11 protein-coding genes are annotated in these 16,120 nt (G+C 49.9%); 5 read left to right on the top strand and 6 right to left on the bottom strand.

What is annotated here, in order from left to right; translation table 11 throughout:
• Positions 1-35 precede the first annotated feature (35 nt).
• Both AB4875_RS14820 and AB4875_RS14815 read right to left on the bottom strand, forming a co-directional pair.
• Positions 36-1,913 carry an N-acyl-D-amino-acid deacylase family protein gene (locus tag AB4875_RS14820; RefSeq protein WP_368376836.1) on the bottom strand — a complete coding sequence of 626 codons (1,878 nt, stop codon included), beginning with the start codon at positions 1,911-1,913 and terminating at the stop codon, positions 36-38.
• Between the two features lie 18 nt (positions 1,914-1,931).
• Positions 1,932-2,549, bottom strand: a complete 618-nt coding sequence (locus AB4875_RS14815) for a TetR/AcrR family transcriptional regulator (RefSeq protein ID WP_368376835.1) — start codon at positions 2,547-2,549, stop codon at positions 1,932-1,934.
• Between the two features lie 149 nt (positions 2,550-2,698).
• On the opposite strand from AB4875_RS14815, the gene AB4875_RS14810 reads away from it, so the two are divergent.
• Positions 2,699-3,595, top strand: coding sequence for an alpha/beta fold hydrolase (locus tag AB4875_RS14810; protein ID WP_368376834.1), 897 nt, complete (start codon positions 2,699-2,701; stop codon positions 3,593-3,595).
• Between the two features lie 66 nt (positions 3,596-3,661).
• Here AB4875_RS14810 and AB4875_RS14805 read toward each other — a convergent pair whose 3' ends face one another.
• The 4 genes from AB4875_RS14805 to AB4875_RS14790 all read right to left on the bottom strand — a co-directional run bounded on the left by AB4875_RS14805 (position 3,662) and on the right by AB4875_RS14790 (position 9,994).
• Positions 3,662-4,603: a DMT family transporter gene (locus AB4875_RS14805; RefSeq protein WP_368376833.1), complete on the bottom strand. Its 942-nt coding sequence runs from the start codon at positions 4,601-4,603 to the stop codon at positions 3,662-3,664.
• A gap of 136 nt (positions 4,604-4,739) precedes the next feature.
• Positions 4,740-7,043, bottom strand: a complete 2,304-nt coding sequence (locus AB4875_RS14800) for an ATP-dependent DNA helicase (protein WP_368376832.1) — start codon at positions 7,041-7,043, stop codon at positions 4,740-4,742.
• Positions 7,040-8,722, bottom strand: a complete 1,683-nt coding sequence (locus tag AB4875_RS14795; protein WP_368376831.1) for a VRR-NUC domain-containing protein — start codon at positions 8,720-8,722, stop codon at positions 7,040-7,042. Before AB4875_RS14795 ends, AB4875_RS14800 begins: the two co-directional genes overlap by 4 nt.
• A gap of 267 nt (positions 8,723-8,989) precedes the next feature.
• Positions 8,990-9,994 (bottom strand): AraC family transcriptional regulator, encoded by a 1,005-nt coding sequence (locus AB4875_RS14790; protein WP_368376830.1) that lies wholly within the window; start codon positions 9,992-9,994, stop codon positions 8,990-8,992.
• Between the two features lie 124 nt (positions 9,995-10,118).
• Here AB4875_RS14790 and AB4875_RS14785 point away from each other — a divergent pair, with 124 nt between their 5' ends.
• From AB4875_RS14785 to AB4875_RS14770, 4 genes are all read left to right on the top strand, one after another.
• A complete protein-coding gene (locus AB4875_RS14785) occupies positions 10,119-11,339 on the top strand; it encodes an acetyl-CoA C-acetyltransferase (RefSeq protein WP_368376829.1) in 1,221 nt (406 codons plus the stop codon).
• An 82-nt stretch (positions 11,340-11,421) separates the two neighbouring features.
• The gene (locus AB4875_RS14780; protein ID WP_368376828.1) at positions 11,422-13,563 is read left to right on the top strand and encodes a 3-hydroxyacyl-CoA dehydrogenase NAD-binding domain-containing protein; all 2,142 of its coding nucleotides are present in this window, start codon (positions 11,422-11,424) and stop codon (positions 13,561-13,563) included.
• Between the two features lie 104 nt (positions 13,564-13,667).
• Positions 13,668-14,828: an acyl-CoA dehydrogenase family protein gene (locus AB4875_RS14775; RefSeq protein ID WP_368376827.1), complete on the top strand. Its 1,161-nt coding sequence runs from the start codon at positions 13,668-13,670 to the stop codon at positions 14,826-14,828.
• A 97-nt stretch (positions 14,829-14,925) separates the two neighbouring features.
• Positions 14,926-16,062 (top strand): CaiB/BaiF CoA transferase family protein, encoded by a 1,137-nt coding sequence (locus AB4875_RS14770; protein ID WP_368376826.1) that lies wholly within the window; start codon positions 14,926-14,928, stop codon positions 16,060-16,062.
• The last annotated feature ends 58 nt before the right edge of the window (positions 16,063-16,120 follow it).

The following is a 16,120-nucleotide window of genomic DNA, read 5'->3' as shown; positions in this document are numbered from 1 at the left end:
GATCGTCAAATGACTGTTATTCAGTGTCCTTCTAACTATGCCGCAGAGGCTTTCAGTAGTCGACCCATCGGCTTAGTTGCAAGCTCGCTGCTAAAGGCATCGTTTTCCCAGGCGATATGACCGCCAATCATCACCAGCGGTACTACGCCGTCAGAGCGATTAACCAATTGCTCGTGATTATATTCCGTACGGTGCTGGCGAATGACATTGGCCTCGCCGTCATAGTTGGCAAGCTGCGCAGGGTCCACCAGTATTAAATCAGCAATATCACCTTGGTTAATCGTGCCCGCTTTAACTCCAAATAAATCTGCAGCATCTTTCGTTAAGCGCTTCACAATATAAGTGATGTCTTGGTCTCCGCCACTAGACGCTAGCTTCAGGCTGCGCAAATTAACGTCATAGAATGCCATATTGGTTAGATGTGCGCCGCAGTCGTTGAAGCCCGGCATAAGTAAGGGGTTCATTAGCAATTCGCGGGTGGTCTCAGGGTTGCGATTCGCGGTGACCGTGCTCCAGCTCAAATCAAGGTCGAAGGTCCTCAGTAGTTGCAGCATAAAGTCAGCTTCATCACTTACCCAAAAGAAGTCGCGATTAATGATGTCTTGTTCTTGCTCAGTAATATCACTGGGGATATTTCCGCTTTTAATTGCAATGATGCGATCTAGCAAGTCTTGCATATTGAGGCCAAGCCAATGGTCAATCGGGCAGCCTTCCACGGTCATATCACTGAGCTTGCGGTTAAAGGCATAATCTTCAATATTCAGAGTGCGTTTTAGTTTTGCGACGCCCCAGCCTTGCTTGCCTTTTAGCCACATCGCTCTAAAGCGTTTGATGTATTCAGGATTATTGAGAATTTTAAGCCTAGCGGGACGATCTTCTAAGTTGGTTTCGTTCAGCTGTCTCAGCTCGGGAATTTCTTCCGATAGTGGAGTTACTGCGCCGTCTGACCACACTTTAAAGGGCGCGCCCAGGGCTTGGAGGTGGAAGTCGCCTTGGATGAGCTTGGAATTTAAAACTTTAGCCAACATTTTTGCTAAACGTAATATTTTCCAGTTATTGGCAACGTCCAGTGCAGCTACTACGGTGGTCCGCAATGGCTTTTTATGAAGCCTGCCACTGGTTAATAAAAACGTTTTGATGGTGTTAATGGCGCTGTCTTTAGGTGGTGTTGCCTGCCATACGGCGCCGTGTTCACGCACGACTTGGGTCAGCTTTTTAATCTCGCCGTATTTAGCGAATTGGGTCGGTATGGTTTTTTCGCAATTGGGTTGATTGGCGAGATAGTGGAAGGGCAGGGCATCGGTCGAAAAGCCGGCGTAGCCGAGTTTGAGTGCCTCGCCGAGCTTGGTTTGCATGGTCTGTAGTTCATTGTCACTGGGGTCGCGGCTAATGCTGTTGTCAAAACCCATGGCGTCAATACGAAGCATAGAGTGGGGCACTAGAGCGACCACATTTGGGCCGAGGTTAAGCTGTTCTAAATGGTCCAAATAGGCTTTTGGTGAGTCCCAGTTGACCTTCTCTGCACAGCTGCGCAGAAAGGACTTGGGCAGATTTTCTACTCTAGCAAAGCAATCGACAATAGGGTCTATATCGCCGCTGCGCTGATTCCCAAAGGCTAGGCCCAAGCTGCAGTTGGCAATGACCACGCTGGTCGTGCCATGCCGAAGGGACTCGGGCAAGCCGGGAGCGAATTCCAGCTCTAGATCGTAATGGGTATGAATATCGAAGAATCCCGGCATTAGCCATTTGCCAGACCCATCAATTACTCGTCCCGCCTGTTCTGTGTCGAGATTATTGCCGCGAGCAATTATTTTGCCGCCGGCAATGGCGATGTCTTCAATAATGGCGGGCTCACCATTATTGAAAATCTTTGCATTTTTTATCACGATATCGACTGGTGGTAATGAGCTCATGATTTGTTACCTATTATTTTATAAGTGGTCAAAATAGCTGGCGAGCATGGCTGCACCTAATTGCAGTGTGGTCGCTTTCGATTGGCTGGAATTGCCAAACACGTGACGATGTACCAAACCCTCGGCCATGGCGAATAAATTAAACGCAACAGCGTTTGCATTCTTTATATTGAAGCTTTGCACGAATAATAATACGCGCTCGTCCAATAAAGTTTCGCCTTGACCTAAAATCTCTGCCAGTCTTGTATCTAAGGCCCTGCGCTGTTCTAAAACCTGATGCAGTTCGGGCTCTTCCTCGTGGAAGGCGTAGATAAGCTCCAGCACATAGAGAAAAATAGCTTGGGTGGCATCGGCTTTCACGCTGTTTTGTTGCGCGTTTTCACTTAGGGTAAACAGCTCTTTTGCTGATGGCACTTGTTGGTAGAGATCTTCGATGCGCTGCTGTGCGATGACACACAATATGTCTTCTTTATTGTCGAAATACTGATAAAAGGTGCCGGTAGCCACGCCGGCGCAGCTAGCTATTGATTTGGCCGTGGTGTTGTCATAGCCATGTTCAACAAAGCATTCTTTTGCCGCGGTAATTAAAGCGGCGCGTTTTTGCTTAGCTCTAGCTTGGATAGGAAGTGCTTTCATCACTGCGCTCAAATTGGTTTGTTCTGCCGTCTGTTCAACGTGCGATGTTAGCAATATAGCCAAAACTTGAACTGGACGTCAAGTTCGGCTTTAATTGCTGTGCTTTAATATTGTTGTCAGTCATACATCATGGTGAGTCTGGAGTAGCGATGAGTTTCGAGAATGCAGGTAACTTACAAAACGATCTTGCCAGCTGGAAGGCCGGTGGAGAGTGGCTGAATTTATGTGGCCATCAAATATTTGTTAGAGACACGGGCGATAGTCAGTTGCCGGTGTTGCTGCTTATTCATGGGTTTCCAACCTCAAGTTGGGATTGGTCTGGCATTTGGGATGAGTTGAAACTCCGCTTTCGCTTAGTTGCCCTCGATATGTTGGGTTTTGGCTACTCTGATAAACCTAATGTGAGTACTTACTCTATTCATGGTCAGGCCGATATCGTTGAGGCGCTGGTGGCGGCTAAGTCCCTGGGCGAGTTCCATGTATTGGCCCACGATTACGGCGATACCGTCGCACAGGAGCTATTGGCCAGACAGCAAGAAGGCGCGGGTGCAGGGCGCTGCTTGTCGTGCTGCTTTTTAAATGGGGGCTTATTTCCAGAGACTCACCATGCCTTATTGACGCAAAAATTATTGCTTAGCCCGCTGGGGCCGCTGGTGAATAAATTGGCTGGTTTTAAGCAGTTTAGTGCCAACTTTAGCTCGGTATTTGGTCAGCAAACGAAACCGACGGCAGAGGAGTTGGCGATATTCTGGCAGCTAATTAACGAGAAAGACGGCAAGCATATCTTTCATAATTTAATTACCTATATGCGAGATCGTAAATTGCATCGCGAGCGCTGGGTGACTGTCTTGCAAAAATCGTCCATTCCTCTGGCGCTCATTAATGGCTCGGTTGATCCGGTTTCTGGCGCCCATATGGTCGCGCGTTACAAAGAGCTTAATTGCCGATTGGACTATCTTGGGGTGTTGGCGGAGATAGGGCATTATCCGCAGGTAGAGGATCCGGCGGGGGTTGCTATGCACTACATCCGTTTTATCGATGCATAAACGATCATCAAAGTGACTACTTGATAGAAACTAAAATGAAGCGTTTCGTGCTGATCCCAGCATTGCTTATCTCGGCCGCACAAGCTGAATAATTGCTTTGAAGCGATTTACGATTAGCGACAATAAAATGAAAAAGCAGCCTACTAATTGGCTTGTGTTCATGGTTTCACTAAACCAAGCCATGGCAATTAGGGTCGTCCACAGTGGTTCCAATACCATAATAACGACGCCATGACTGTTGGCGGTGAGACTTTGCGCGTAGGTCTGAAGCAAGAAGCGCAGGGCCGTGCCAATAGTGGCTGAGAGCACAACCCAGCCCACTAATTCGGCTTGGAGATTGGCGAAGGTTGGATACCAAGGCTCAAGTATCGCCGATACAAGGCCGGTAATTATGCCTGTGGTGCCCAGCACAATCGTCGTTAAGGCGAGCACCGGAACTTTGCTTCCTTTGATGCTTTCGCCATTTTTCAGTATCGACGATGGAATATTGGTGACGCGGGTATTCAGGTTGAAATACAAGGCGAAGAAGGTGGCTGATGTCAGTAGTAGAATATGCGCAGTTTCTAACTTTAGGGCGCGATCCATTGGCGCGCTGAGCGACAGGAAACCAAGACCAAGCACGGCTACCGGTAATGCGAGCCAAGTGCTGCGGGGAATTGCCTCGCGAAATAGCACCCGAGCAATAATGGGAACCATCACCACACCTAAGCTGGCTAGAAAAGCGGCTTCCCCTACATGGCTTGCTTTGGCGAGCCCCGTGACCCAAAAGCACATAGCAACGCCAAACACCAAACCCACTCGGGCGCTGTGAAGCCAGCCGGATAAGGCGAGCTTAGCAAGCGCTTTGTAAGAGACACAGGCAAGTAACAGGCCGGCCAGAAAAAAGCGCACTGACATAAATAATAGAGGTGGCATCTGTAATACCGCCTCCTTGGAAAACATCCAACTGATGGCGGCCAACAGGGTCACGAGCACAAGGATTAGGTCGGCTTTGTAGGCGTTATTCAAAATTATGGCCAGCTTGAAATGGGCCGTTAGTATAATCGTTTTCGAAGCTGATGTGCCTGAAACGGTTATGGTTTGCGTTTGCTGATATAGGCGGACGACATAACTTAGCTGCGTCACTGCCTATTGTCTTCACCCATCAATCGTCTGACTGCCCCCACCATTTCGGTAGCAACTGTTTTAATGCGGGCTTTCTATAGCGATCATCAATTAGTTCGATGACGCCGCGATCCTGGGGTGTGCGGATTAATCTTCCAGCCGCCTGTATCACCTTTTGTAGCCCCGGATACAGATAGGTGTAACCGTATCCGTCGCCATAGCGCTGCTGTAGGCGCTCGCGCAAGACTTCATGCAGATCGTCATGTGGCGGTAGTCCCAATGTGGCAACAAAGACACCAATGAGTTTGTCGCCAGGTAAGTCGATTCCCTCCGAGAATACTCCGCCGAGAACGGCAAAGCCGACGCTCGGCGTGTTATCACTCACATCGACAATAAATTGTTCGCGCGCATCGGGCGTCATGCCCGGTCTTTGTCTGAAGGTTATGATGTGGGCATGCTGTTTTGTAAAGCAATCATGAATTGCGTTTAGGTATTCAAAGCTGCTTAGGTAGACTAGGTAATTGCCGGGCGCGGTATGAAACTGTTTGCCAATACGTTCGCTAATTGGTGACAAGGAGTTTTGCCGCTGGCTTTGACGGGTGCTGATATTGGTTATGATACGCAGATCAATTTGATCTTTGTGGAAGGGGCTATCAATATCCTTAAACACCGTATTTTCTGGCATGCCGAGCAAGTCACAATGATAGCCAGGGGGCGATAGCGTCGCCGAAAACAATACCGTGCTGCAGGCGTCGGTAAACCTATCTTTAAGGTGGTCAGCCGGAATAAGATTATCGATGCTAAGGTTTGCGCTACCCGCTTTGACGCGGCCGCCAGAACTAGCGAGTGAATACTCCAATGTACACAGCGAGTGTTCGCCAAATTTCTCTGCGAGTCTAAGAAAACCCAGAGCGGTAAATAGAACGTGCTGAACATCTGCGGCGGTGGGGTGGTCGCTAAGGTAGTCGGTGATCGCCGCAATTAGGCTATACAAGGCATTGTTAAGATCTTCCGGTACCGAGGGTAAAAAATAGCGACGCTTTTGCTCCCCGTCTGCACTTATGTCTGCTTCTAAAAACGGTTTAATCATGTCTGACCACGCACTTTCTAAATCCGAAAGTGGCTTAAGCAAGGGCGCGGGCGCCTTGCTCATGGTGTAGAGCATTTCAGCTTCGCTGAGCGCGATGCTGTACATCCCTCGGGCGCGGTCTATTAGATTGTGGGCCTCGTCTACTAGTGGCATCACCCGCCATTCATTCTGTAGGGTCAGGCTGTAAAGAAGGGCGAAGTGATCGTAGTAGTGATTCACATCGCCAACTACGATGTCGCTCCATCGGGCCATTTCTTGGGCCAGAAAATACCGACAAATAGCGTGTCGGCCGGCGATCTCGCGCAGTGTCTGGTGATCCAGAAAACCCATCTCAACGGCTTCTTGGCGAGCACCATCTAAGCGGTCGAAAAAGCCCTTGGCCAAGGGGCAAGAATCGCCGTGGCAGGCTTTGTCTGGGTGATCGCAAGCCGCCTCGCGTGATGACAGCTCCAAAATGCGAATAGGGATACTTGTGCTGCGTTTAGCGAGAATGACTCGAAGCCCCTCAAGCCCGAGCTTTCTGCCGGTATTGCGGCAGGTGAGAAAAAACAGGCGATCGAGATTGGCGTCAGGCATGGCGCGCATAGCAGGAAAAAGAACGCCGACCGTTTTGCCGATGCCAGTGGGCGCCTGCAGCAGCAGTGGTCTTTGCGACTTGGCGGCCTTGTATACCGTCTCAGATAAGTCCCGCTGGCCAGTGCGGTAATTGTCGTGGGGAAATTCAAGTGTCGTCAGTGCTAGGTCTCGTTGCTGGCGATGTTGCGCTTCTTTCTCTGCCCACAGTAGGTAGCGTTTGCACAGCGCGCTTAGATAGTCCCAGAGCGTATCTGCACTAAAGGTGCGATCGTCCGTGGTTTCAGTTTCGTCACGGACCTCAAAATAGGTCAGTCGCAGGGTGATCGCGTCGCGTGTGTCGCGATGGCAGAGCAGGGCGCCATACACTTTAAGTTGAGCCCAGTGTAAGGCTCGGCGGCCCGGGCCAATGCGATCGACATGGCCGCGATGGGTTTTTATTTCCTCCAAGAAGCAGTCTTGCTGGTGCGCATAGTAGCCATCGACTCGGCCACTGACCTCCACGTTTTCGCATAGCCCTTTCAGGGCGTACTCTGCGACATAGGGATCTGGCCGTCGTTGCTGCACCGTCATATGCCCGATGACGCCTTCTTCAGCGCTGGGTGCAGGCGTGTAGCGAAACTCTAGGCTCCCTGTTCGCGCGGCAAATTCGCACAGTGATCTAACGGAGATATGCTTCATGACCTTGGCTGCCAGACTACTTCGGCAATAGAGACCGGGAGCCCTGCCGCTAGCATGCTTTCAATCCACAAGCGCTGATGGTCTTGCAGCCGGTCGCCAGGGCCTTTGACTTCAACAAGCTCATAACTGCGTTGGTATTGGTCGAAAAATATCAGGTCGGGCATGCCCCTGCGATGATGTCGCAGGTCGGTGAGTAAATGCTGGAAAACGGTTTTGAGGTGGTCAGCAGGTATTAAGTCTAGGGCCAGCTCAATCAGCTCTTGGTTTAATGCCGACCAGTGAATTAGCTTACAGGCGATGCCCTGCTTTTCTCGCCAGCATTGCATAATCAGCGAGCGGTATTCTGTAGTGTCGAGGCTAGCCAGGCGTTGCTTAATTAGCGCGCTGCGCCGCTGGCCAAAATCGGGCCTGAATAGATCGGCCGGTCCCGATTGAAAGGGGTGAAAAAAGGCGCCAGGCAGTGGGGTGTAAAGTACGGGCCACAACAGCAGCCCGAAAAGACCGGTAAATAGCCAGTTTTCGGTGTAAAAGCCGGTCACTGCAGGGCGGCTCGCCAAGGCCTCTAGCACGGCAGCTTCCACCCGTCGGCCGGTATTTGCCAGTGTCAGCGTTTGGCTGGGAATAGCCCTTTTGAGTGGCGCTTTACTGGCGATTCCCGACTTGCGGCGCAAGCGATGAACGATTCTAGCCAGATGTAATTGCGCCTCTGGGCGCTTGAGCAGCGTCGCCGCGTTTTCGAGCGTGTCTAGGTTGGCGCTGGCGTCGTCGAGGTTCTTTTCCAGTAAGCGGAAATATCGAACCTGGGCCTCATCAAGTGAGCTTTGCGCATAGATTGTGGTCGCCAGTGCATTCTCACCGCTGCGCTCGGCATATTGTGCCAACTGAAAAAGCAGACGCTGGCGACGATGTTCCAGCCAAGCGTTATCTATAGGATCTGAGCAGAGTGGCAGAATGTCAGGTATAACGACTTCATTGGCGAGATGCGAGTAGCAAGTGTGGATGGTGAGATACTGATCTACTTCTTGTCGATGCCGAAAAGCTCGAGACTCGGGCTTAAAGTCCACGGTCTCGTAGACCTGATGACCCAGCTCTGCTAGGACAAACTCAGACCAGTCCTGATGCAGATTGCCAAAGAACATAAGCCGCACACGGTCCATCAGCGCGTCGCACTTTAAGGCCACGAGGGTAAATGAGGCCTGAGGCCACCAGTGTTTTAAAGACCGCGATTGCTCTTCTCCCGCCATCTCTAAAAGCAGCGGCAGCAGGTCGATCTTGCGAGCCGATTTGGCGGGCGGGTGTTGTGTCGCAGTCAATAGTGCTTGTAGCTCTTTGTGGCGGCTGTGCTGATACAACTGCTGAACGTCTAGGTTTGGGGATTGATCGACGAAGCCTGCTGCTTCAAGCGCGTCTAGCGCCGCGTCCGTCGACGGAATTTCGTCATATTGCAGTGTATCCACCCGAAAAATATCACCTTTGCGCATCACCATCCTTGCCAGTAGTGCTTGTGCGCTCAATGGCATACCCACTAGCGCGCTGAGTTGGTTGAGCTCTTCGGGCTGAAGTAAGTCGCAGTGATGACGGCTCACCCAGTGGATGACCGTGTGCAGATTTTCAAGATAGTACAGTGGGTCTTCTAGGGAGGCCCGGCTTAAAATAGGTGGCTGTGTGTCGAATTGCATTGAATATCCATCCGCAGTAGCGCGGAATAGGCACGATAGATCGATCCATCAATAGATCGTTGCTAGAGCTGTTTGTGGTCTAAGAAAAACGATTGAGGTGGATGAATACTGCTTACGAATAGTGGGTCAGTTTTGGATGCAAATCAATTTTCTTTTTAGCAGCTTGCCATACTACTAACTCAGTCTTGGGTAGTGATTGAAATAATAATGTCCAATCCAGTGATTTAACTTACACACTAGCAGCACTGTGAAAGTTGAGGCTATACATCACATTTTTCTATAGGCCATAGGCGTCATGCCCATCCAGCCTTTAAACGCCCGAACAAAGGCGCTTGACTCCGAAAAGCCCAGTTGTGTTGAAATATCCTCGATGCGATATTGCGGCTTACTAAGCATATAAATAGCGACATCACGTCGTGCCTGTGTGCGTACCACGGTGAAATCGGTAGATTCATCACGCAGACGGCGGCGTAGTGTTTGCGGGTGCATTGCTAGCTTTTCAGCAACCTCTTCCATGCTGGGAATGCCTTCATTATTCTGAATGCTGCGCAGAATCTCACCGCGAATTTGGCTGCTATAACTGAGATTTTTTTCTGGAACAAAAATATTGCGTGGCGCGCGCGCAAGATAGCTCTTAAGACTGCCGACGTCTTGCCGGTTGGGGAGTGCCATATGATCTTGATCAAAGTATAGCTCTATATACTTTTGATTAAATTTCACCGGGAAACCGTAGAAAATATATCGATATTCTGAGGCCCACTCTGGAGGAGGAAAATCGAGGTGAACACTTGCTAACGGCACCCTGGTAACGCTTGCCCAACATAAAAACCGGTGGATCGTCATCACGATAGAGGTCGCAATATAATTGTTTTTCACCGCGCCGGGGTGGCGGCGCTGGAGTCGGTATATAAGCTGGCTACCGCTTTCTTCTACGGTATGAATGAAGCCGACTTCAAATAAATTATTGTAGTGACACATGCGCCTAAGTATGTCGCCGACAGTGGTGCAGTGCATCATCGCATGAGCTATTAGGTCAAATGTGCCTAAGCGTACAGGCCTATCGAAGAGGCCCAGGCCCTCATCGTTCATTACCCTCATGACGCGTTGCTGAAGCAGTATAAAATTATCCAGGGCGATACGAGCTTGGTTCTGCTCCAGCAGGGCAGGGGAAATTCCGCATTCCTTTAATATGCGTTTAGTGTCGTAGCCTGCAGCGGCGGCGCCTTCCAGCGACTGGCGCAAAAAGGGCGTGGCAATGGTGATGTCTGTCATGACAGGAGTTTAGCATTCTGGGGTCACCTAGTGTCTGTTTTTGTTGGCGGGCGTCATTGCCTAAATACCTCTCAGGTTAAACACTAGCGACCTTGAAAAAGTTTACCCATCACATGAGGCTACTATGAGTACACAAGCTGCCAATCCGGCATATATATTTGACGCCGTGCGTACACCGCGTTCTAAAGGTAAAGCTGACGGCACACTACATGAAGTCAAAGCTATCGACTTAGGCGCCGGCTTGTTGAAAGGCCTTCAGCAGCGTCATGACCTTGATACTAGTTACGTAGATGATGTGATTTTAGGTTGTGTGGCGCCGGTTAATGAGCAGGGAGCCGATATCGCCAAGATGATTGTGCAAAATGCTGACTGGGATGAATCCGTTGCCGGTGTCCAGCTGAATCGCTTTTGTGCTTCTGGATTAGAAGCGGTAAACACTGCTGCGCAGAAAATTGCCTCGGGTTGGGAACATCTCATTGTAGCCGGTGGCGTTGAGAGTATGTCACGGGTACCAATGGGTGCAGACGGCGGAGCAATGGGGCAAGATCCCGGTTTTATGCTAAAGGTGGGCTTTGTACCTCAGGGCATTGGTGCCGATACCATTGCCACCCTTGATGGCTATAGCCGTCAAGATGTTGATGCCTTCGCAGTTGAGTCTCAGCGCCGCGCTGCTCACGCGCGTGACAATGGCTACTTCGATAGGTCTGTGCTGCCAGTGCGGGACAAAAATGGCCTAATGATTCTCGAGCGCGATGACTTCATTAAGCCCGGTACTACTATTGAAACCCTAGGCAAGCTGCGGGCTTCATTCGAGGCCATGGGCGGTCTTGGTTTTAACGACACAATGCTCAAAAAATACAATCAATTAGACAAGATTAACCATGTTCACACCCCGGGTAATTCATCTGGGATTGTCGATGGTGCTTCTGCAGTACTAATTGGCTCTGAGAAGGCGGGTAAGGATCTGGGCTTGACGCCACGCGGGCGCATTGTCGCCACGGCGGTGCTATCTACCGATCCTATCATTATGCTAACTGGCCCCGGCCCAGCGGCAATGAAGTGCCTAAAAGTAGCGGGCCTAACAGTCGCCGATGTCGATCTTTGGGAGATCAATGAAGCCTTTGCCTCCGTGGCCATGCGCTATATGAAAGACCTAGGTATCGATCACGAAATTACCAATGTAAATGGCGGCGCTATTGCGATGGGGCATCCTCTCGGAGCGACGGGCGGCATGTTGGTGTCGGTGATGCTTGACGAGCTGGAGCGCCGCAACTTGAAGCGGGCGATGCTATCACTGTGTGTCGGCGGTGGTATGGGTATCAGTACCCTTATAGAAAGACTGTAGAGCGCCCCGAGCGACTTGCTAGCTTGCGATTTATAGACAGCGTTCTAAATCGCATACAGAAGACAAATTTGAGAGAAGTGACATGAGCGTATTTAAGTACGAAAGAGATACCGACGGTATTGTTACCGTGACTATGGACATGACTGGCCCTGTTAACTCAATGAACGATGAGTATGACGTGGCTATGGGCGAGACCATTGAAAAACTAGAAGCAGAGCAGGGCTTGGCGGGCGTGATATTCGCTTCGGCCAAAAAAGTGTTTTTTGCTGGCGGTAATATTAAAGACCTATTGGCGATAGAAAAGGGCCAAGAAGGCGTGATGATGGATCGCTTAAACGCGGGCAAAGCTCAGCTGCGTCGCCTAGAAAAGTTGCCCGTGCCTGTGGTTGCTGCAATCAATGGCGCTGCTCTGGGTGGCGGTTTTGAAATATGCCTAGCTTGTAATCACCGTATTGCCTACAACCACAAGTCGGTACAGATAGGCCTGCCAGAAGTCAGCTTGGGCCTATTGCCTGGCGGCGGTGGTATTGTCCGTATGGTAAGTTTGCTGGGGCTGCAGTCTGCACTGCCACTGTTGGTAGAGGGTAAAAAGCTGGTTCCAGAAAAAGCGCTGGCGGCGGGTATGATTCACGAAGTGGTAGCCAGCCTGGAAGAGTTGGTGCCCCGCGCCAAGGCTTATATCCTGTCTGTGAAGGGCGACGAAAGTGCCGCTGTTCAGCCATGGGATGTTAAGGGCTTTAAAATTCCCGGCGGCAAGGCTAGTGATCCAGCCAACTCGCAGATTCTGCCTGTTGCAACTACCATGCTGTTTAAGCAAACCCGTGGTTTGATGCCTGCGCCAGCTGAAATACTGGATTGCGCGGTACAGGCTGCCACTGTTGGCTTTGATGCTGCGATGAAGATAGAAAGTCGCGGGCTCGCGCATCTGGTCACTACGCCAGAGGCGAAGAACCTGATTACTACTTTCTTCTTTGGCTTGAATAAAATCAATGCTGGATCTAGTCGTCCTGAAGGTCAGGAAAAAAATCTGACCAAGAAAGTCGGTATTCTTGGCGCCGGCATGATGGGGCAGGGCATCGCCTATGTTTCAGCCATGGCCGGTATCGCCGTTGTCCTCAAAGATATCTCGCAGGAAAGCGCTGATAAAGGTAAGGCCTACTCGCAAAAACTGTTGGATAAAAGTGTTGCCAAGGGCCGCATGACGCAGGAAAAACGTGATCAAGTATTGGCGCTGATTAAGCCCACTGCTGAAAATGAAGATCTGCGTGGTTGTGACCTGATCATTGAGGCTGTGTTTGAAAATGTTGAACTCAAGCACAAAATTACTCAAGAGTTAGAGCCCTTCTTGGCAGAGAACGGGGTATGGGGTTCCAATACCTCAACCTTGCCCATCACCATACTGGCCGAAGGCAGTAAGAATCCTGATAATTTCATCGGTATTCACTTCTTCTCACCTGTCGACAAAATGCCCTTGGTAGAAATAATTTGCGGCGAAAAAACCAGTGATGAAGCGCTTGCTAAAGCCTTTGATTTCACTCAGCAAATTCGCAAAATTCCGATTGTTGTTAACGACTCGGTTGGCTTCTTCACCTCCCGTACATTTGGTACTTACCTCGATGAGGGCGCCAGACTTATTCACGAAGGCCTGCACCCGATTAAAATCGATAACCTAGGTAAGGCCATTGGCATGCCCGTAGGGCCGTTGACCATTACTGATGAAACCAGTCAGCAATTGCAGTACAAGGCGAATGCCACGTGGGAAGAGATGGGCCTAGATATGGGTGATCGCAGCCTGACTATGGAAATCGTCAATTTAATGGTGGAAGAGCACGATCGTGGTGGCCGTCATCACGGCGGTGGTTACTATGACTGGAGTGAGTCTGGTAAAACTGTGTGGCCGGTTATTATAGAGAAATACTATAAGCCAGAGGTCGCGCTTCCAGATCAAGATGTCAAAGATCGCCTATTGTTCCGTCAAGTCATTGAGTCTTTGAAGTGCCTTGAAGAAGGTGTCTTGCGCACCGTGGTCGACGGTAATATTGGCTCGGTCATGGGTATTGGCGCGCCAATGTGGACGGGTGGTTTTATCCAGTTTGTTAACACCTATGGCATACAGCGCTTTAGTGATCGCTGCGCGGAGCTCGAAGCTAGCTATGGCGAACGCTTTAAAGCGCCAGCAATAGTGGCTGCGAAATTGGCAGCGGGCGAAACCTTCGCCTCATAATAAGATCGAGATAGTCAGTTAACGCTGTAAAAATTACGGTGGTCTGTGCAAATGGGCCACCGTTTTTTATATCAATAATAAATAAGATGGCAGGGAAATGAGTGATGCGCAATTTTACGGAAGAGCAAAATTATTTTCGCGAATCAGTACGCAAGTTTTTTGAAACCGAAGTTGCGCCCCACGTTAAGCAGGCGCGCATCAATGGTATTTTTGATCGCGAATTGTTTAGAAAAGCGGGAGAGCAAGGTTTCCTTTTAATATGGGCCGATGAAAAATACGGCGGTATGGGGGATAAGGACTTTCGCTGGGAGCAAATATTTATCGAAGAGGCATTTCGAGCCGGGTGTGCAGAGTTATTTTTAACCGTGCACAGCCGCCTGGTTGGTCCGTATCTAGGAAATTTTGCTACTGAAGAGCAAAAACAACGCTGGCTACCCAAGTGTATTAGCGGTGAATCAATCCTAGCGGTAGCAATGACCGAGCCAGATGCAGGCAGTGACTTAGCGGGTATGCGCACTACTCTCGTAGACGCGGGAGACCACTTTGTTCTCAATGGCTCCAAGATTTATATCTCCAATGGTATCAATTCTGATTTAGTAATTGTTGCCGCAAAATCCGACCCAGACAATAACCCCCATGCAATGACCTTGGTGGTAGTTGAGCGCGGCATGGAGGGTTTTGAGCGGGGTAGGAATTTAGAGAAAATGGGGCTGCACGCGCAAGACACTGCAGAGCTCTTTTTTAGCGACGTCAAGATACCTAAAGAAAACATGCTCGGTCAGCGCGATATGGGATTTGTACATTTAATGCAGGGCTTAGCGGAGGAGCGATTGATATCGGCAGTCGGCAGCGTTGCCAATGCAAGGGTCGCGTTTAATCTGACCCGCGATTATGTAATGCAGCGCAAAGTATTCGGTAAGCCGCTGTCAAAGATGCAGAACACCCAATTTAAAATGGCAGAAATGGAAGCTGAGATCGATGTCTTAGAAGTATATATCGACCATTGTGTGCAGCTTTCAAATACAGATTTGCTTAGCGCTGAGAAGGCCGCTGTAGCGAAATTACAAGCTAGCGAAATTGAATGGAAAATGCTCGATTTAGGCGTCCAGCTGCACGGCGGTAATGGCTATATGGCCGAGTATGAAATCTGTCAGATGTTTCAAAACTCGCGAATCAACCGCATTCTGGCGGGCAGTTCTGAAATCATGAAGCTGATTATCGGCCGTCGCATATTTTCTGAAAGTTATAGTAGCAATATGGACTAAGAAATTTTTTAAATCGTGTTCGTATCATAATGATCAACCTGTAGGTTTTTCATCGCCGTTGATTTTTTACTAATTAGTGATTTTAGGAGTGTATAAAATGGGTCCCTTAGCTGGCGTTAAAATAATAGAAATGAAGGGTATCGGCCCCGGACCTTACGCGGGGATGCTGCTGGCGGATATGGGCGCAGAGATCACCGTCGTTGAACGCTCATCACAGGCCAACGGCATTGGATTGCCCTCTGACCTTGACTGCCAGTCACGTGGCAAGAAATCTATTGCTCTTAATTTGAAGACTGAGCAGGGTGTTGAAGCGCTGCTGAAGCTCGTTGAGCAATCCGATGCTATTTTTGAGGGCTTTCGTCCCGGTGTTGCTGAACGTTTGGGTTTTGGTCCGGATGTCTGTTTGCAGCGCAATCCCAAAATTGTCTACGGCCGCATAACGGGCTGGGGGCAAACTGGGCCTTTGGCGCAGGCGGCAGGTCACGATATTAATTATATCTCACTCACTGGCTCCCTTGCCGCCATTGGTAGACAAGATTCCCCAGTGCCACCCCTCAATTTAGTGGGTGACTATGCGGGCGGTAGTCATTTTTTAGTAATGGGAATACTCGCGGCGTTACTGGAAGCGAAAAACTCTGGACTGGGTCAGGTTATCGACACTGCCATAACTGATGGCTCTGCCAGCTTGATGTCTATGTTCTACAGTATGGACAAGCTTGGTATTTGGGGGCCAAAGCGCGCGAGTAATATGCTTGATGGCGCGGCTCATTTTTACGATGTATATGAAACTATCGACGGTGAATTTGTTTCTATTGGATCGATTGAGCCGCAATTTTATGCCCTGCTTATAGAAAAGCTAGAACTAGATCCGGCGGCTTTTGCCAATCAGGTCAATGCCGGTGAATGGCCGCTTTTGAAGGCGAAAATAGCAGCGGCGCTGAAGACCAAAACCCAGGCGCAGTGGTGTGAAATTATGGAGGGTAGTGATGTGTGCTTCGCCCCGGTACTAGACTACCGAGAAGCGCCTAAGCACCCGCATAATATTGCACGTAATACCTATATAGAAATAGCTGATGAAGTGCAGCCAGCGCCGGCGCCACGCTTTAGTCGCACCGTGTCTGAAGTGAAGTTCTCGCCACGTAAAGCTGGTGCGGACACGAAGACCGTATTAACGGAGCTAGGCTATGGCGAAGCCGAGTTAGCTGAGCTCAATAGTCTGGGCGTTTTAAGTTAATTTTAATGGCGATGCTCACGGCGGCAGTCTCGGCTGCCCGTTTGGGCTTGGCTCGGTT

The organism is Zhongshania sp. R06B22 (genome assembly GCF_040892595.1).
In the GTDB taxonomy this organism is placed as follows: Bacteria; Pseudomonadota; Gammaproteobacteria; order Pseudomonadales; family Spongiibacteraceae; genus Spongiibacter; species Spongiibacter arctica.
The sequence above is the reverse complement of the archived record's forward strand: the minus strand, read 5'-3'. Positions and strand labels throughout refer to the sequence as shown.

Bases quoted from the DNA above. Each gene is read 5' to 3' on its own strand.
- AB4875_RS14820 (WP_368376836.1), bottom strand. From the start codon at position 1,913: ATGAGCTCATTACCACCAGTCGATATCGTGATAAAAAATGCAAAGATT.
- AB4875_RS14815 (WP_368376835.1), bottom strand. From the start codon at position 2,549: ATGAAAGCACTTCCTATCCAAGCTAGAGCTAAGCAAAAACGCGCCGCT.
- AB4875_RS14810 (WP_368376834.1), top strand. From the start codon at position 2,699: ATGAGTTTCGAGAATGCAGGTAACTTACAAAACGATCTTGCCAGCTGG.
- AB4875_RS14800 (WP_368376832.1), bottom strand. From the start codon at position 7,043: ATGAAGCATATCTCCGTTAGATCACTGTGCGAATTTGCCGCGCGAACA.
- AB4875_RS14795 (WP_368376831.1), bottom strand. From the start codon at position 8,722: ATGCAATTCGACACACAGCCACCTATTTTAAGCCGGGCCTCCCTAGAA.
- AB4875_RS14790 (WP_368376830.1), bottom strand. From the start codon at position 9,994: ATGACAGACATCACCATTGCCACGCCCTTTTTGCGCCAGTCGCTGGAA.
- AB4875_RS14785 (WP_368376829.1), top strand. From the start codon at position 10,119: ATGAGTACACAAGCTGCCAATCCGGCATATATATTTGACGCCGTGCGT.
- AB4875_RS14780 (WP_368376828.1), top strand. From the start codon at position 11,422: ATGAGCGTATTTAAGTACGAAAGAGATACCGACGGTATTGTTACCGTG.
- AB4875_RS14775 (WP_368376827.1), top strand. From the start codon at position 13,668: ATGCGCAATTTTACGGAAGAGCAAAATTATTTTCGCGAATCAGTACGC.
- AB4875_RS14770 (WP_368376826.1), top strand. From the start codon at position 14,926: ATGGGTCCCTTAGCTGGCGTTAAAATAATAGAAATGAAGGGTATCGGC.